The sequence below is a fragment of the Kitasatospora sp. NPDC088264 genome (genome assembly GCF_040685715.1).
Taxonomy (GTDB): Bacteria; Actinomycetota; Actinomycetes; order Streptomycetales; family Streptomycetaceae; genus Kitasatospora.
The window spans coordinates 16,119-31,994 of the sequence record NZ_JBFBIR010000002.1 but is presented as its reverse complement, the minus strand read 5'-3'; the positions used below and the strand labels follow the sequence as shown (position 1 = coordinate 31,994).

Genomic DNA, 15,876 nt, shown 5'->3' with positions numbered 1-15,876 from the left:
GCCCCGCCCGGTGTCGTCGCCGGGCGGGGCCCTGTCGTAGAAGGACCACATTGGGATACGGCGAGAACCGTGGCGACTACTGGCGCGCCCGGTACAAGATCGCGCCCGGCAAGTACGGGACCGTCCTTGACGGCGGCGGGAAGGCGGTCCGCTACAAGACCAAGCGCGCGGCCGAGAAGGCCGCTGGGATTGCAGAGGAGGAGGCCGCCAAGGAAGCTGCTCGGCCGCCCGCCGCTCCGGAGCCTGAACAGATGACGTTCGGCGAGTACGCGGGCAACTGGTACGAGGAGCAGGACCTCGCTGCCTCCACCATGCAGAACTACCGCCGCCACATCGAGGAGCACCTGCTCCCCGAGTTCGAGGACGCGCTGATCGGCGAGATCAGTAAGAGTGACGTCGACGCCTGGGCACGGGAGGAGCGTGAGCGGGGATACGCGGCCAGCAGCATCAAGACGTGGCGGAGCACCCTGCACCTGATTCTCGGCGACGCCGTCGACGAGGGGCTGCGGGACTCCAACCCAGCGACCCGCCGCCGCGGCCGGGGCAAGCGGGCCGGCCGCTCGCGCAACCGCGGCCCCGAGAAGGTGGTGACGAACGCGCTGGGCGTACTGCTGGTCGCTGAGCGGGCGGCGCTGCTCTCGGGCCGCGAGGACGAGTTCGTCGCTGTGGTGCTCAAGGGCTACACCGGCATGCGGTGGGGCGAAATCGTCGGCCTGGAAACGGAGTTCGTCCGCCCGGCCGCCGTCCGGGTCGAGCACCAGCTGTACGAGTTGGACTCCGGCGAGTTCCACCGGTGCCCGCCCAAGGACGACTCCTACCGCACGATCGACTCGCCGGACTTCCTGTCCACCCTGCTCGCCGGGCAGCTGGCGCGGGCGAAGCAGGCGCCTTGCGGCTGCCATGGCCTGCGGTACCTGTTCAGCGGGCATGGTGCCGCCAATGGTGCGGCCCAGCGACCCGGCGCGAAGCTGACCGACGTCGCCCGGGCCGCCGGTGTCTCCGCCGGGACGGTGTCCAACGTGCTGAACCGCCCGGCGGCGGTCGCCGAGGGCACCAGGGTGAAGGTGGAGAAGGCCATGGCCGATCTCGGCTACATCCGCTGGCAGGCCTCCGGGGAGAACGCGGCGCACTGGCGGAGGAACGGGTTCGCCACCTGGCTGTTCCAGCCAGCGGCCACCGGCTGGTACCCGAAGAAGGCCCCGGAAGAGGCCCGCCCGGTACCGGTGCTGGCAGATCCGTGGCCTGGCATCCCGGCGCGTGGCCGGGGCGCCGCCGCCCGCGCCCAGGCCTGCTGGCTGCCGATTGCGCGCGGCCTCACGCCACACGGGCTGCGGCACTCGCACAAGACGATGATGGACGAGCTGCGGACGCCGGCGAAGCTCAAGGACGAGCGGATGGGACACGAGGACGGCTCCGTCCAGGCCCGCTACTCCCACATCACGCCGGAGATGCGCCGGGACCTCATGGAGGGGCTGACCCGGATGTGGCTCGGGTCACTCGAAGTCCGCCGGCGGATGGCGCCCGGCTCACCCGTGGCGGTACTCGACACCCTGCTGAGGAAGCCTCAGTCGTAGGCCCGGGAGACCGCTTTCCCGGCGGTTTTCTCCCAGGATTCTCCCGAGAGCCCTGGGGAAAGCAGTCAGGGCCGGTAACCCTTGCGGGTCACCGGCCCTGAGCTGGTGTTACTGGGTCGGGGTGGCGGGATTTGAACCCACGGCCTCTTCGTCCCGAACGAAGCGCGCTACCAAGCTGCGCCACACCCCGGTCCTGCGGTTTGTTGCTCCGTCTCCTTCGCAACGAGTAGAACTCTACCGGACGCTCGCCGAGACACGAAATCCGGTTCTTGGCGGGCGTCCGGTGCAGGTCAGCGGGGGGCCGGGGTGAGGGTGAGGAGGGTTGCCTCGGGGGGGCAGGCGAAGCGGACGGGGGTGTAGCGGTTGGTGCCGCAGCCGGCGGAGACGTGGAGGTAGGAGCGGCGGCCGCCGGCCTGGTGGGTGGAGAGGCCCTTGACCCGTCGGGCGTCGAGGTCGCAGTTGGTGACCAGGGCGCCGTAGAAGGGGATGCAGAGCTGGCCGCCGTGGGTGTGGCCGGCCAGGATCAGCGGGTAGCGGTCGGCGGTGAAGGCGTCGAGGACGCGCAGGTAGGGGGCGTGGACGACGGCGAGGGAGAGGTCGGCGTCGGGGGAGGGGCCGCCGGCGACCTCGCTGTAGCGGTCGCGGCGGATGTGCGGGTCGTCGAGGCCGGTGAATTCGAGGTCGAGGCCGCCGATGGTGAGTCGGCCGCGGGTGTTGGTGAGGTCGAGCCAGCCGGCCGCGTCGAAGCCGTCGCGGAGCTTCTCCCACGGGTTGTGGACGGCGCCGGTGATGCCGCGGCGGCCGGTGCCGTCGGCGTTGTTGAGGCCGTGGGCGCCGCTGCGCATCGCCTGGAGGTAGCGGGCCGGGTTCTTGCGGGCCGGGCCGTAGTAGTCGTTGGAGCCGAAGACGTAGACGCCGGGGAAGTCCATGAGGGGCCCGAGCGCGTCCAGGGCGGCGGGGACCCCGAGGGGGTCGGAGAGGTTGTCGCCGGTGTTGACGACGAGGTCGGGGCGCAGGCCGGCGAGGCTCTGCAGCCAGCGCTGCTTCTTGCCCTGCCCGCTCACCATGTGGATGTCGGAGACCTGCAGTACCCGGATGGGCCGGGCGCCGTGGGGCAGGACGGGGACCTCGACCCGGCGGAGCCGGAAGGAACGGACCTCGTACCCGACGGAGTAGGCGAGGCAGGCGGCGCCGGCGGCGGCGAAGCCGAGGGGAACGGAGTACAGCGGTCGCATCGCTCCATGCTCTCAGACGGTGGATCAGCCGGTGAACGTCCGGTGGCCGTGCGCGGATACGGGGCTGCAGGCGGGTCCGTTACGTGCCAGCGGGCCCGTTGCCTGCCGCCGGGCCGGTTAATGGCAAGCGACCGAACGTCGCAGGTGGGAGACTCGGGGCCATGACGACGCTCAAGGCGAAGCTGCACGAGGACCTCACGGCCGCGATCAGGGACCGGGACGAGCTGCGCTCGTCCACCATCCGGCTCACGCTGGCCGCCGTCACCAGCGAGGAGGTGGCGGGTAAGGCGAAGCGCGAGCTGTCCGATGACGAGGTGCTGAAGGTGATCGGCCGCGAGGCGAAGAAGCGCCGGGAGGCGGCGGAGGCGTTCGACACCGCCGGCCGGGTGGAGCAGGCGGCCCGGGAGCGCGAGGAGGGCGAGGTGCTGGCGGGGTACCTGCCCAAGCAGCTCTCCGACGAGGAGCTGACCGCGATCGTGGCGGACGCCGTCGCCGAGAGCGGGGTGGCCGGTCCGCAGGCGATGGGCGCCGTGATGAAGCTGGTGAAGCCGAAGGTGGACGGCCTGGCGGAGGGCGGCCGGGTGGCCGCCGCGGTGAGGGCGGCGCTGACGGGCTGAGCCCCGCCGCAAGGCCCGAAGGGCGCCAGCCGGCCAGGGCCCGGATGGCACCGTCCGCCGAGCCCGAAGGGGCGCCCTCCGAGAGTGATCTCGGAGGGCGCCCCTTCGTCGTGTCGTGCCCGGGTCGGGGGCCGGTCAGCCGTTGTTGCCGCCGTGCTTGCCGCCGTTGCCGTTTCCACCGTTGCCGCCGTTGTTCCCGCCGATGACGCCCGGCGGGAAGGTGAACCCGCCGCCGATCATCCCGCCGGCGTTGTTGCTGCCGCCGCCAGGGTTGCCCCCGCCCGGGTTGCCGCCGCCGGGGTTCCCGCCCGGGTTGCCACCGGGGTTGCCGCCCGGGTTCCCGCCCTGGGGCGGCGGGTTGCCGCCGGGCTGCTGCTGGGCGGGGTCGGCCGGCGGCGTGGCCCCGCCGGTCTGGTTGGCGTTGGGGTCGGTCTTGGGCGCCGGGTCCGGGATGTTGATGGTCTGGATCTGCTCCGGGGACGAGCCCTTGAGGGCCTGGTTCATCGCGAGCTGCCAGATCGGACCGGGGCCGTCGGCGCCGAACACCTCGTCGAAGTGCTTGCCGCCGATGTTGATGTTCTTCATCTTGACGCCGCCGGCCGGGCCGCCGAGCCAGACGGAGGTGGCCAGCGACGGGGTGTAGCCGCTGAACCAGGCGGCCTTCTTCTCGTCGGTGGTACCGGTCTTGCCGGCGATCTGCCGGCCGTCGTCGAGCTTGAGCGCGGCCGCGGTGCCCTTCTCGGTCACGTTGAGCAGGACGGTGTTGAGGGCGTCCGCGGTCTGCTCGGAGAAGGCCTGGCTGCAGGTGGTCTGCGGGACCTTGACGTCCTTGCCGTCGACCGTGCTGATCTTGTTGATCGCGATCGGGGTGCAGTACTTACCGCGGGCCGCGAAGGTCGCGTAGACGTTCGACATGGTCAGCGGGCTGAGCTCCAGGGTGCCGAGGACCATCGAGGGGACCTCCTGGAAGGCGTCGCCCTTGGCGGACTGGGTGATGCCCAGCTTGTTGGCCATCTGCTTCATCGCGCAGAGGCCGACCTGCTGTTCCATCTGCACGAAGTAGGTGTTGACCGAGAGGGCCATGGCCTGCTTGAGCTCGTACGGGCCGATCTCGCCGGCCGACTCGTTCTTCACCGTGGCCTTGGGCTTGTCGGTGTTCCTCCAGGTGCCCGTGCAGGTGGTCATCTGCGGGTAGTCGATCTTGTTCTCGGAGGGGAACGGCTGGGTGGGCGACAGGCCCGACTCCAGGGCCGCCGCAGCGAGGATCGGCTTGAACGTCGAGCCGGTCTGGAAGCCGTTGCCGCCGCCCATCGCGGAGTCGACGTTGAGGTTGACGACGGTCTGGTTCTTGTTCGGGTCCAGGCCGTACGGGCGGGTCTGGGCCATGGCCAGGATCTTGCCGGTGCCGGGCTCCATCATGGTCGCGGCGGCCGAGACCGTGTCCGTCACGTTGACCTTCTTGGTGACGGCGTTCTGGGCGGCGGCCTGCTTGTCCGGGTCCAGCGTGGTGTAGATGTTGAGGCCGCCGGTGTCCCACAGCTTCTTGCGGTCGGCGGCGCTCTTGCCGAACGCCGGGTCCTGCTTGACCACGTGGCGCACGTAGTCGCAGAAGAAGCCCATGCCGGCCTGGGCGGTGATGCAGCCGTTCTGCGGGTCCTTGAACTTCAGGCCCAGCGGGGCGGCCTTGGCCTCCTTGGCCTGGTCCGCGGTGATGTGCTTGTTCTCGAGCATCTTGTCGATCACGACGTTGCGGCGCTTGACCGTGTTGTCGGGGTAGCGCACCGGGTCGTAGGACGACGGGTTCTGCACCATGCCGGCCAGGGTGGCGGCCTCGGCGACGGTCAGGTCCTTGTTGCTCTTGCTGAAGTAGCGCTGGGAGGCGGCTTCGATGCCGTAGGCCTGGTGGCCGTAGAAGGTGATGTTGAGGTAGTTGGTGAGGATCTGGTCCTTCGACAGGTCCTCTTCCAGCTTGATCGCGACCTTGAGCTCCTGGATCTTGCGACCCAGGGTCTTGCGCTGCGCCTCCAGCACCGCGGCCTGGTCGTCGCCGGCCTTCTCGACGTTGACGTTCTTCACGTACTGCTGGGTCAGCGTCGAGGCGCCCTGCGAGGTGGTGCCGCTCTCGGCGTTCTTGCCGATGGCGCGGAGCACGCCCTTGAGGTCGACGGCGCCGTGCTCGTAGAAGCGGGCGTCCTCGATGTCGACCTGGGCGTGCCGCATGAACGGTGACATCTGGTCGGCGGTGAGGACGGTGCGGTCGCGCTCGTACACCTTGGCGATCAGGCCGCCCTTGGCGTCGAAGATCTGCGTCGCCTGGGTGAGCGGCGGGGTCTTGAAGTCGTCGGAGATGTTGGAGAAGCTCTCCGCCGTGTCCTTGGCGGTCAGCCCGATGGCGCCGACGGCGGGCAGGGCGAGGCCTGCCAGCAGGACTCCGGAGAGCACGCTGACGCCCAGGAACTTCACTCCGTGTCCCGCGATGTCGAGCGGCGACTCGCGGCGCTTATCGCGCGGAGCTCCGGTGTTGCCTGGGGGCTGGGATGCCTGGGGGCGCTTCGGTGCCATGAGGAGAACCCTACGTCGCGGAATCCCGCCCACAGGGGCAGGTGTTCCCCTACGCTTGTCACAAGCTTGCGACAGCTTCGGTGCGTCAACACCATTCACTCTTGTGAGTGCAGAGACTTGCCCGAATTGCCCGATATTAGAGGGTTTTTGAGGCAGCTGTGGCCTGCTGTACCCGTGTGAACGGTAGCGCTCCGTGATGACACGCGTGGCGAGAGTTGCCGCGTCGCGATTGACAAGGCTTGCGACCTGCGATCACTCCAACGAGTGAGCTGACCGGTACCCATAGTCCAATCGGGTCATTCGAGATTGAGCCCGGAGGGGCTGTTGCTCGCTGTCGTTCTTCCGTAACGTCCTCAACTGGCAACGGTGAATATGCCGTTGCCGCCGTGGGGGAGCCTCGATACGGGAGAGGACGGCGCCGGGATGGGCTGGGTTGACGACTGGAGTGCGCAGGCCGCCTGCCGCACGAGTGATCCGGACGAGTTGTTCGTCCAGGGGGCGGCGCAGAATCGCGCCAAGGCGGTGTGCAGCGGTTGCCCCGTCCGCACGGAGTGCCTGGCGGACGCACTGGACAACCGGGTCGAGTTCGGGGTCTGGGGCGGGATGACGGAGCGCGAGCGCCGGGCGCTGCTGCGCCGCCGCCCGACGGTCATCTCGTGGCGGAGACTGCTGGAGACGGCCCGCACCGAGTACGAGGAGTCGCTCGCGACCGGCGTGATACTGACGGACTACGCCCAGGCGGGCTGAGCACACCGGCGCGGTGCGGACCCGCGCCGTGGCAGACCGGTGCCGGGGGGCCATCGGGCTGAGGACATCGGTGCCCAGCGCACCCGTGTCCGGCGCACCCGCGCCGAGGACGTTCGCGCCGAGGACGTTCGGGCTGAGGACATCCGTGCCGACGACGTTCGCGCCGGGCGCACCGGTGTTGGGCGCCCGGGTCGGGCCGGTGCCTACGCGGTGCCGCTGAGCCGGTCCCCGATGGCGCGCAGCCCGTCCAGGTCGTGCACGTCGCCCGGCAGCGCGGCGACCTCCACGATCGGCACGTCCGGGTACACGGAGACGAAGCGGTCGCGGGTTCGGCGCTCCCGCCCCATGATCTGCATCCGTTCGGCGTGCAGCCTCAGCAGCCCGGCCGCGAGCAGTTCGGCCTCGGGCGAGGCGTGCTCCGAGCCGTTCTCCTCCAGCGCCTCGGCGGCCGCCAGCGCCCGTTCCGCGGTGAGCTGCGGCGCGCCCGAGCCGTGCACCCGGTTGAGCACCAGACCGGCCAGCGGCATCCGGTCCGCGGCGAGCCGGTCGACGAAGTACGCCGCCTCGCGCAGCGCGTCCCGCTCCGGCGCGGCCACCACCAGGAACGCCGTGCCCGGCGCCTTGAGCAGCTGGTACGTGCGGTCGGCGCGCTCGCGGAAGCCGCCGAACATCGAGTCCATCGCGCTGACGAAGGTCTGCACGTCGGTGAGCAGCTGGGCGCCGAAGATCTTGCCCAGGGTGCCGGTGATCAGGCCCATGCCGGCGTTGAGGAACCTCATCGCACTGCGGCCGCCGACCTTGGCCGGGGCGGTCAGGATCCGGATCACCCGGCCGTCGAGGAAGGAGCCGAGCCGGTTGGGCGCGTCCAGGAAGTCCAGTGCGGAGCGGGACGGCGGGGTGTCGACGACGATCAGGTCCCATTCCTCGGCATCGCGCAGCTGCCCGAGCTTCTCCATCGCCATGTACTCCTGCGTGCCCGCGAAGCCGGCCGACAGGGACTGGTAGAACGGGTTCTCCATGATCGCCTTGGCCCGTTCGGGCTCGGCGTGGGCGAGCACGACCTCGTCGAAGGTCCGCTTCATGTCGAGCATCATGGCCTGCAGCTCGCCGTTGCCGGTGACCCCCTTGACGACCCGGGGGGTGTTGTCCAGCTCGGTCAGGCCCATCGACTGGGCGAGCCGGCGGGCCGGGTCGATGGTCAGAACGACGACCTTGCGGCCGCGTTCGGCGGCCCGCAGGCCGATCGCCGCGGCGGTGGTGGTCTTGCCGACGCCGCCGGAGCCGCAGCAGACGATGATCCTGGTCCTCGGGTCGTCGATCAGCCCGTCGACGGCGAGCCGGCTGCCGGCGGCCCGGACACCGCTGCCGCCGTCGCCGACCCCACCGCTGCTACCGCCGCCGTGGGCCCGGCCGGCCCCGCCGTTCCCGCTGGTTCCGTTGGTGGTCACGCCGCCCCCTGCCGCTTCAGTTCGCCCGCCAGCCGGTACAGCCCGCCGAGGTCCACGCCCTCGCCCAGCAGCGGCAGTTCGTACGTGGGGAGCCGCAGCTGCTGGAGGTCGGCGCGCTGCTCGCGCTCCAGCTCGACCCGCTCGGCGTGCTCCCTGGCCTGCTCCAGCAGCGGGTCGAGCAGCGGCTCCACCGCCGCCCGGACCGTCTCCGGCTTGCGCGAGCGCCCGCCGAGCCCGGCCTCGCCGAGGGCCAGGGCGACCTCCTCGCGGTGGTTCCCGTCCACCGCGGCCACCGCCGCGGCGTCCAGCACCGGCGGCCGGACCATGTTGACCATCACCCCGCCCACCGGGAGCCTGGCCTCGCGCAGCTCGGCGAAGCCGTCGACCGTCTCCTGCACCGGCATCTCCTCCAGCAGGGTGACCAGGTGCACCGCGGTCTCCGGCGACTTCAGCACCCGCATCACGGCCTGTGCCTGGGTGTGTATCGGCCCGATCCGGGCCAGCCCGGCGACCTCGGCGTTCACGTTCAGGAACCGGGTGAGCCGCCCGGTCGGCGGCGCGTCCATCACGACCGCGTCGTAGCGGCGGCGGCCGTCCGGGCCCTTGCGCCGGGCCGCCTCGCAGGCCTTGCCGGTGAGCAGGACGTCCCGGACGCCGGGCGCGATGGTGGTCGCGAAGTCGACGAAGCCGACCTTCTGCAGCGCCTTGCCGGCCCGGCCGAGCTTGTAGAACATCTCCAGGTACTCGAGCAGCGCCTGCTCGGGGTCGATGGCCAGCGCGAGCACCTCGCCGCCGCCTCCGCCGCCCCCGTCGTCGGGGGGCAGGCCCAGCTGGGCGCGGGAGACCGCGGCGATCCGGCGCTCCTCGTACGGGAGGGCGGCGATGCCGAACAGCTCGGCGATGCCCTGGCGCCCCTCGACCTCGATCAGCAGCACCCGGCCGCCGTCGGCGGCGAGCGCCAGCGCCAGCGCGGCGGCCAGCGTGGTCTTCCCGGTGCCGCCCTTGCCGCTGACCACGTGCAGCCGGACGCCCTCCCAGTCGGGGTCGCGCCGGGCCGCCTGGCCGGGGGTGCGTGCCACGCTCCGTCTCCGTCCGTCTCGTGGGCCGGGGCCGCTCCGTCGGCCGGCCCGAACTACCGGTGCCCTCTCGCGAGGGTAACCAGGGAGCGCGCCGGATGCCCGGAGCACCAGGGGGGCCGGGCCTGAATCATGCCCCCTTTGTGGGCCACCTCACACGCCGGTCCGTGGGCGGCGCCGATCGCCGTGGCCGCTCGTCTAGAGTCTGGCCATGACCAAGTGGGAATACATGACGGCGCCTCTGCTCGTACACGCCACCAAGCAGATCCTGGACAACTTCGGCGAGGACGGCTGGGAGCTCGTCCAGGTCGTGCCGGGCCCGAACCCGGAGCAGCTGGTGGCCTACTTCAAGCGGGAGAAGAACGCATGAGCAAGGTCGAGGCCAAGCTCGCCGACCTGGGTCTGACCCTGCCGCCGGTGGCCGCTCCGGTCGCCGCGTACGTGCCGGCCCTGCGCTCGGGCGAGTTCGTGTTCACCTCCGGCCAGCTGCCGGTCGTCGGCGGCAAGCTGCCGAGCACCGGCAAGGTCGGCGCCGAGGTCTCCCCGGAGGAGGCCAAGGAGCTCGCGCAGACCTGCGCGCTGAACGCGCTGGCCGCGATCAAGTCGGTGATCGGTGACCTGGACCAGATCGAGCGGGTCGTGAAGGTGGTCGGCTTCGTCGCCTCCGCCCCCGACTTCACCGGTCAGCCGGGCGTGATCAACGGTGCCAGCGAGCTGCTGGGCAAGGTGCTGGGCGAGGCCGGGGTGCACGCCCGCAGTGCGGTCGGCGTCGCGGTGCTGCCGCTGGACGCCCCGGTCGAGGTCGAGCTCCAGGTGCGCGTCAAGAGCAGCTGAGCGTGATCGCGAAAGGCGGGGTTGGGCCTGTCCAACCCCGCCTTCGTGCGCTTAGCATCCGGGCATGGACCATCGAGCGACGACGCTCCCGATGCCGCCCGGTTGGCCCGCCCGGATCCGGGCGGTCGACTCCGGCGTGCTGACCCCGCCGGTGCCCAGGCTGGCCGCGACGGTCGTGCTGCTGCGCGACGCGGCCGCCGGGCCGCAGGCGTACCTGCTGCGCCGGCGCACCTCGATGGCCTTCGCGGCCGGCATGTACGCCTACCCGGGCGGCGGGGTGGATCCGCGCGACGCCGAGGTGGAGACGGGCTGGGCCGGACCGGCGCCCGAGGAGTGGGCGCGACGGCTCGGGGTGGACGCCCGGACGGCACGGGCGGTGGTCTGCGCGGCCGTCCGCGAGACCTTCGAGGAAGCCGGCGTCCTGCTGGCCGGCCCGGACGCGGACAGCGTCGCCGCGCCGCGCGACTGGAGCGCCGAGCGGGCGGCGCTGGAGGCGCACGAGCTGTCCTTCGCCGAGTTCCTCCGCGACCACGCTCTGGTGCTGCGCAGCGACCTGCTGGGCGGCTGGGCCCGCTGGGTCACCCCGGAGTTCGAGGAGCGCCGCTACGACACGTGGTTCTTCGTCGCGGTGCTGCCGGCCGGGCAGAGCGCGGCCCTGGAGGTCGGCGAGGCCGACCGGGTGGCCTGGCTGACGCCCGCCGAGGCCGTTCTCGGCTACCGGGAGGGCCGGTTCGGGATGCTGCCGCCGACCGTGACGGTGCTGCGCGAGCTGGCGCCGGTGCGCACCGCCGCGGAGGCGCTGACCGCGGCCTCCGGGCGGTCGCTGGAGCCGGTGCTGGGCCGGGCCGAGGTCCGGGGCGACCGGATGACGGTCCGCTGGCCCGGGTACGACGAACTGACCATCGACGGGGACTTCCCCGAGGACGCCTGACCGACCGGCGCCGCCCTCGTCGGCACTGTCGCCCGACGACGCCGACGACGCCGACGACGCCGCCGAACAGACTCGAAACAGAGAGGACCGACGCCCGATGACCCACAACGCCGTGGCTCGCCGGACGGCACCCGAGCTGCCCGCCCGCCGCCTGATCCCCCGTACCCCGGCCTGCGAGAGTCCGGTCCCGTTCGTCGAGGCCCAGCGGCCGCTCGTCCGGGTCCTGCCGCTCAGGGCCCTGCACCGGCCCGGCGGGGACAACCGGTGAGCGGGCTCCTGCCGGGCGACCCGGCCGCCACCATCGACGGCGAGGCCACGGCCCGGGCGCTGTGCGTGCTGGCGCCCAACCCGTCGCCGATGACGCTGGACGGCACCAACACCTGGCTGCTCTCCGAGCCCGGCTCGGACCTCGCCGTGGTGGTCGACCCCGGCCCGCTGCACGAGGGCCACCTGCGCCGGGTGGTCGACCTCGCGGAACAGCAGGGCAAACGCGTCGCGCTGACCCTGCTCACCCACGGCCACGCCGACCACTCCGAGGGCGCGGCCCGCTTCGCCGAACTCACCGGCACCGAGGTGCGCGCGCTGGACCCGGCGCACCGGCTGGGCTCCGAGGGCCTGGTCAACGGCCAGCGGCTGGACGTCGGCGGCCTCGACCTGCGGGTGGTCGCCACCCCCGGCCACACCTCGGACTCGCTGACCTTCCACCTGCCCGCCGACGCCGCGATCCTCACCGGCGACACCGTCCTCGGCCGTGGCACCACGATGGTCGCCCACCCCGACGGTCGGCTCGGCGACTACCTGGACTCGCTGCGCCACCTGCACACGATGGCCTCCGCGCACGGTGTGCGGACGGTGCTGCCCGGCCACGGTCCGGCGCTCGCGGACGCGCTCGGCGCCGTCGACTACTACCTCGCCCACCGGGCCAACCGGCTCGCCCAGGTGGAGACCGCGGTCGAGGCCGGCTGCCGGACCGCGGACGAGGTGGTGGCCCGGGTCTACGCCGACGTCGACCGGGCGCTCTGGCCGGCCGCCGAGCTCTCGGTCCGGGCGCAGCTGGAGTACCTGGAGGAGCACGGGCTGATCCCGGGCCTCGACTGATCCCGTCGCGCGCGGGGCGGGCAACGGAACGCCGAAGGGGAACGCCGAAGGGCCCGTCCGAGCGGACGGGCCCTTCGGCGTTTACGGCGTGAAGGCGTGAAGACGTGCGCGCCGAGGTCAGCGCGAGCGGCGCGACAGCCGCTCGACGTCCATCAGCACCACCGCGCGCGCCTCCAGCTTCAGCCAGCCGCGGCCGGCGAAGTCGGCGAGCGCCTTGTTGACCGTCTCGCGGGAGGCGCCGACCAGCTGGGCCAGCTCCTCCTGGGTGAGGTCGTGGGCGACGTGGATGCCCTCCTCGGACTGCACGCCGAACCGGCGGGAGAGGTCCAGCAGGGCCTTGGCGACGCGGCCGGGCACGTCGGAGAAGACCAGGTCGGACATCACGTCGTTGGTCCGGCGCAGGCGGCGGGCGATGGCCCGCAGCAGCGCGATGGAGACCTCGGGGCGGGCGTGCAGCCAGGGCTGCAGGTCGCCGTGGCCCAGGCCGAGCAGCTTGACCTCGGTCAGCGCGCTGGCGGTCGCGGTGCGCGGGCCCGGGTCGAACAGCGACAGCTCGCCGATCATCTCGCTGGGGCCGAGGACGGCGAGCATGTTCTCGCGGCCGTCCGGCGAGGCGCGGTGCAGCTTGACCTTGCCCTCGGCGACGACGTACAGCCGGTCGCCCGGGTCGCCCTCGTGGAACAGCGACTCACCACGGGCGAGGGTCACCTCGGTCATGGAAGCGCGCAGCTCGCCGGCCTGTTCGTCGTCGAGTGCCGCGAAGAGTGCGGCGCGCCGCAGAACGTCGTCCACGTGCTTCCTCCTTCTCGGCCGTTCGGCGGGTGGGCCGTCCGGCGCAAGTTCCGTACCGTGCTCTGCATCACCAAGCATGGCGCATGTCGCTCCGATCATATGAGGAGGGGGTGTGCCGAGGTGTGCGGTGCGGGGCCATTCGTACCGGCGGGTCACCGGGTGGGGCGTCGCGGGGGCGGCACCGGGTCGAACGCGTCATCGGACGGTTCGAACAGTGAATCGCCCACCGCCGTACGGGCGTAGAGGACGCTGTGACCGGCCCGGTGGGCGCTGGTCAGACCCGCCGCGCGCAGGGCGGTCAGGTGCTGCGATACGCCGGCGGCGGACAGACCGGTGCGGCGGGCCAGCTCGGTGGTCGAGGCCGGGGAGTCCAACTCGGCCAGCAGCCGGGCCCGGGACCGGCCCAGGACGGCGGCCAGCGCGTCCGGGCGCCCGTTCGGGCGCGGCTCCCACAGGGTGGCCGCGCCGCGCGCCGGGTAGCTCAGCTGCGGCGGGTCCGGCGGCAGCACCCGGGTCAGCACCCGCGGCCAGGCGAAGGCGGACGGCAGGAGCAGCAGCCCGGCCCCGGCGCTCAGCCGGGCGACCGCGCAGTGCCGCCGCTCCAGACGCAGCGCCGCGCCGTCCCAGCGGACCGTCTCGTGCAGGTCGTCCAGCATCCGCGCGGTGCCGTGCTCGGCGGCCTGCCGGGAGCGGTGGAACACGTCCGCCTCCAGCAGGGCGCGGATCCGGGCCCAGTACGGGGCGAGCGCGAGCTGCCAGTACGCCTCGATCTCGGCGGTGAGCCGGGGCAGCTGCGCCGCCGGGTCGCGGTACAGCGGCTCCAGGACGGGCGGCAGGCGGCCGCCGGCCTCGGCGGCGAGGATGTCCAGGTCGGCGCGGACCTGCCCGGCGCCGGTGGCGGCGATCGCGGCCAGTTCGTCGGCGAGGGCGGGGGAGAAGCCCGCCGGTGCGGGGTTGAGGAAGTCGGGCAGGTGGCCGACGGCCGGGACCATGACGGCCAGCCGGCCGCGGTCGAGTCCGGTGGCGGCCAGCCGGTCGCGCACCTGGTCGGCCCAGCGGCGGTGCAGCGCGGGGACGGGGGAGTGGGCGAGGGCGCGGAGGCTGGTCACCACCTCCTGCAGGGGGGAGAGGGCGAAACGGGTCAGCGCCAGGTCGTTCGCGGAGAAGTGCAGTGCCGTCCGCATGCCGGGCCCCTCCCAGAAGATTCGGGCCCAGCTTAATCAGTGGTGACCCGCCCGGGCCGGGCCGCACGATGCGGGGGAACCGAGGCAGCACCCGACGGCACGGAAGAACGGTGACCCCGCATGTCCATTCCCCCTCAGGCCCCCACCCCCACCCCCACGCCGCGCGAGCGGGCGCTGCGGCTGCGGGAGCTCGTCGTGGACGGCCCGCTCGTCCTGCCCAACGCCTGGGACGCGGGCAGCGCCGCCGTCATTGCCTCGGCCGGCGCCCCGGCGATCGCCACCACCAGCGGCGGCGTCTCCTGGTCGCTCGGCCACGGCGACGGCCACCGGCTGGACCGGGCGCAGGCCGTCGAGGCGGCCCGCCGGATCGTCGCGGCCGTGGACGTGCCGGTCACCGTCGACGCCGAGGGCGGCTACGGGCCGACGCCCGCCGACGTGGCCGCGACCGTGGCGGCACTGGTCGGGGCGGGTGCCGTCGGCGTCAACCTGGAGGACTCGACGGCCGTCGGCGGCCCGCTGTTCCCGGTGGCCGAGCAGGCCGACCGGCTGCGGGCGGCCCGGACGGCGGCGGCCGCGGCCGGGCTGCCCGAGCTGGTGGTCAACGCCCGCACCGACGTCCTCCTGTTCGGGCTGGGCGGCCTCGACGACGTGTTGGCCCGGGCCGAGGCCTACGCCGAGGCGGGCGCCGACGGCCTGTTCGTCCCCGGGCTGCTGGACCTCGACGCCCTCGCCGGGCTGTGCGAGCGCTCCCCGCTGCCGGTGAACGCCATGGCCGTCGCGGGCGGGCCGACCGTCGCCGAACTCGCCGCCACGGGGGTGCGGCGTGTCAGCGTCGGCACCGGGCTCGCCCAGCTCGCGTACACCGCGGCGCGCCGCGCGGCCGCCGAACTGCTCGGCGCCGGGACGCTGGCGGAGCTGGACGGCGCGCTCGGCTTCGGCGAGCTGAACGGGCTGTACCGGGGCTGACCACGGGCCCGCCGGGAGCACGGCCGCTCGGCCCCGTTCACCCGGCCCGTTCACCCGGCCCGTTCACCCGCCCTGTTCACCCGCCCTGTTCACCCGGGCCGGGCTCGCCGGGCAGGGGGTCAGCCGGTGAAGCCCAGTTCGCCGAGGGTCTTCTCGATCCGGGTGCGGTGCGCCGCCTCCCAGTCGTCCAGCGTCTCGGCGGCCTCCTTGGCCAGCTTGGCGCGGGCCGCCTCCAGGGCCTCGGCACGTCGGTCGGCGGGCACCACCACGACCCCCTCCTCGTCGGCCACCACGATGTCACCGGCCGCCACCAGCACGCCGCCGCAACGCACCCGGGCGCCGTGCGTGCCGAGCTCCCGCTTGGCCCCCGGGATCGGGATCACGCCGCGGGCGAAGACCGGGAAGCCCAGCTCCCGCACCTCGCCCAGATCCCGGATCAGGCCGTCGGCGACGAACGCCACGACGCCCCGGCGCTGCGCGACGGCGCACACGTTGCCGCCGGCCAGCGCGTAGTCCAGGTCTCCCGACTCGACGACGATCACGGTGCCCGGCTCGGCCCGGTGGATCGCCGCGTGCAGCATCAGGTTGTCGCCGGGCGGGCACTGCACGGTGAACGCCGGGCCGGCCACCCGCGGCGCCCCCGCCCACAGCGGACGGATGCCGATGTCCATGACCTGGGCGCGCCCGAGCACGTCGGCCAGGGTGGTGGTGGGGATGTCCTTGAAGTCCTGGTCCATGCTTCCTCGTTCTTCGGTGGGCAGGCGGCGGCCGGCCGCCGCCGGTCACGCTAACCCGCGACGGTTCGGGCGAGG

General features: G+C 72.9%; 16 protein-coding genes and 1 tRNA gene. 9 read left to right on the top strand and 8 right to left on the bottom strand.

Features of this window, described 5'->3' with window-relative positions; genetic code table 11:
• Positions 1 to 50 precede the first annotated feature (50 nt).
• Positions 51 to 1,574 carry a LacI family DNA-binding transcriptional regulator gene (locus AB0O82_RS02045; RefSeq protein WP_363579698.1) on the top strand — a complete coding sequence of 508 codons (1,524 nt, stop codon included), beginning with the start codon at positions 51 to 53 and terminating at the stop codon, positions 1,572 to 1,574.
• Between the two features lie 116 nt (positions 1,575 to 1,690).
• On the opposite strand, the gene AB0O82_RS02040 is transcribed toward AB0O82_RS02045, so the two are convergent.
• Together AB0O82_RS02040 and AB0O82_RS02035 are read right to left on the bottom strand one after the other, a co-directional pair.
• Positions 1,691 to 1,764: transfer RNA gene (locus tag AB0O82_RS02040), tRNA-Pro, on the bottom strand.
• Positions 1,765 to 1,864: 100 nt separating this feature from the next.
• Positions 1,865 to 2,809 (bottom strand): metallophosphoesterase, encoded by a 945-nt coding sequence (locus AB0O82_RS02035; RefSeq protein ID WP_363579697.1) that lies wholly within the window; start codon positions 2,807 to 2,809, stop codon positions 1,865 to 1,867.
• Positions 2,810 to 2,970: 161 nt separating this feature from the next.
• Between AB0O82_RS02035 and AB0O82_RS02030 the strand changes: the two genes are divergently transcribed.
• Positions 2,971 to 3,426: a GatB/YqeY domain-containing protein gene (locus AB0O82_RS02030; RefSeq protein ID WP_363579696.1), complete on the top strand. Its 456-nt coding sequence runs from the start codon at positions 2,971 to 2,973 to the stop codon at positions 3,424 to 3,426.
• Between the two features lie 135 nt (positions 3,427 to 3,561).
• On the opposite strand, the gene AB0O82_RS02025 is transcribed toward AB0O82_RS02030, so the two are convergent.
• Entirely contained in the window at positions 3,562 to 5,988 is a 2,427-nt protein-coding gene (locus AB0O82_RS02025; protein ID WP_363579695.1) for a transglycosylase domain-containing protein, read from the bottom strand.
• A gap of 423 nt (positions 5,989 to 6,411) precedes the next feature.
• Here AB0O82_RS02025 and AB0O82_RS02020 point away from each other — a divergent pair, with 423 nt between their 5' ends.
• Positions 6,412 to 6,735, top strand: a complete 324-nt coding sequence (locus AB0O82_RS02020) for a WhiB family transcriptional regulator (RefSeq protein WP_030240986.1) — start codon at positions 6,412 to 6,414, stop codon at positions 6,733 to 6,735.
• Positions 6,736 to 6,938: 203 nt separating this feature from the next.
• Here the strand turns inward: AB0O82_RS02020 and AB0O82_RS02015 are convergent, their stop codons facing one another.
• Both AB0O82_RS02015 and AB0O82_RS02010 read right to left on the bottom strand, forming a co-directional pair.
• Complete coding sequence (locus AB0O82_RS02015) at positions 6,939 to 8,057, bottom strand: ArsA family ATPase (protein WP_363579928.1); 1,119 nt, start codon at positions 8,055 to 8,057, stop codon at positions 6,939 to 6,941.
• Positions 8,058 to 8,179: 122 nt separating this feature from the next.
• Positions 8,180 to 9,262, bottom strand: a complete 1,083-nt coding sequence (locus AB0O82_RS02010) for an ArsA-related P-loop ATPase (RefSeq protein ID WP_363579694.1) — start codon at positions 9,260 to 9,262, stop codon at positions 8,180 to 8,182.
• Between the two features lie 208 nt (positions 9,263 to 9,470).
• Here AB0O82_RS02010 and AB0O82_RS02005 point away from each other — a divergent pair, with 208 nt between their 5' ends.
• From AB0O82_RS02005 to AB0O82_RS01985, 5 genes are all read left to right on the top strand, one after another.
• A complete protein-coding gene (locus AB0O82_RS02005; protein ID WP_094743074.1) occupies positions 9,471 to 9,629 on the top strand; it encodes a DUF4177 domain-containing protein in 159 nt (52 codons plus the stop codon).
• Entirely contained in the window at positions 9,626 to 10,093 is a 468-nt protein-coding gene (locus AB0O82_RS02000; RefSeq protein ID WP_350881963.1) for a RidA family protein, read from the top strand. Before AB0O82_RS02005 ends, AB0O82_RS02000 begins: the two co-directional genes overlap by 4 nt.
• A gap of 64 nt (positions 10,094 to 10,157) precedes the next feature.
• Positions 10,158 to 11,024: an NUDIX hydrolase gene (locus AB0O82_RS01995; protein ID WP_363579693.1), complete on the top strand. Its 867-nt coding sequence runs from the start codon at positions 10,158 to 10,160 to the stop codon at positions 11,022 to 11,024.
• Between the two features lie 97 nt (positions 11,025 to 11,121).
• Positions 11,122 to 11,292, top strand: coding sequence for a hypothetical protein (locus tag AB0O82_RS01990; RefSeq protein ID WP_363579692.1), 171 nt, complete (start codon positions 11,122 to 11,124; stop codon positions 11,290 to 11,292).
• On the top strand, positions 11,289 to 12,122 hold the full coding sequence (locus tag AB0O82_RS01985) for an MBL fold metallo-hydrolase (protein ID WP_363579691.1): 834 nt from the start codon (positions 11,289 to 11,291) through the stop codon (positions 12,120 to 12,122). The genes AB0O82_RS01990 and AB0O82_RS01985 overlap by 4 nt, the downstream gene beginning before the upstream one ends.
• A gap of 117 nt (positions 12,123 to 12,239) precedes the next feature.
• Here the strand turns inward: AB0O82_RS01985 and AB0O82_RS01980 are convergent, their stop codons facing one another.
• Both AB0O82_RS01980 and AB0O82_RS01975 read right to left on the bottom strand, forming a co-directional pair.
• Positions 12,240 to 12,914: a Crp/Fnr family transcriptional regulator gene (locus AB0O82_RS01980; RefSeq protein WP_030240972.1), complete on the bottom strand. Its 675-nt coding sequence runs from the start codon at positions 12,912 to 12,914 to the stop codon at positions 12,240 to 12,242.
• Positions 12,915 to 13,066: 152 nt separating this feature from the next.
• Positions 13,067 to 14,098: a winged helix-turn-helix domain-containing protein gene (locus AB0O82_RS01975; RefSeq protein ID WP_363579690.1), complete on the bottom strand. Its 1,032-nt coding sequence runs from the start codon at positions 14,096 to 14,098 to the stop codon at positions 13,067 to 13,069.
• A 120-nt stretch (positions 14,099 to 14,218) separates the two neighbouring features.
• Here AB0O82_RS01975 and AB0O82_RS01970 point away from each other — a divergent pair, with 120 nt between their 5' ends.
• Positions 14,219 to 15,064 carry an isocitrate lyase/phosphoenolpyruvate mutase family protein gene (locus tag AB0O82_RS01970; RefSeq protein WP_363579689.1) on the top strand — a complete coding sequence of 282 codons (846 nt, stop codon included), beginning with the start codon at positions 14,219 to 14,221 and terminating at the stop codon, positions 15,062 to 15,064.
• Positions 15,065 to 15,183: 119 nt separating this feature from the next.
• Here the strand turns inward: AB0O82_RS01970 and AB0O82_RS01965 are convergent, their stop codons facing one another.
• Positions 15,184 to 15,801, bottom strand: a complete 618-nt coding sequence (locus tag AB0O82_RS01965) for an RraA family protein (RefSeq protein ID WP_363579688.1) — start codon at positions 15,799 to 15,801, stop codon at positions 15,184 to 15,186.
• Positions 15,802 to 15,876 lie beyond the last annotated feature (75 nt).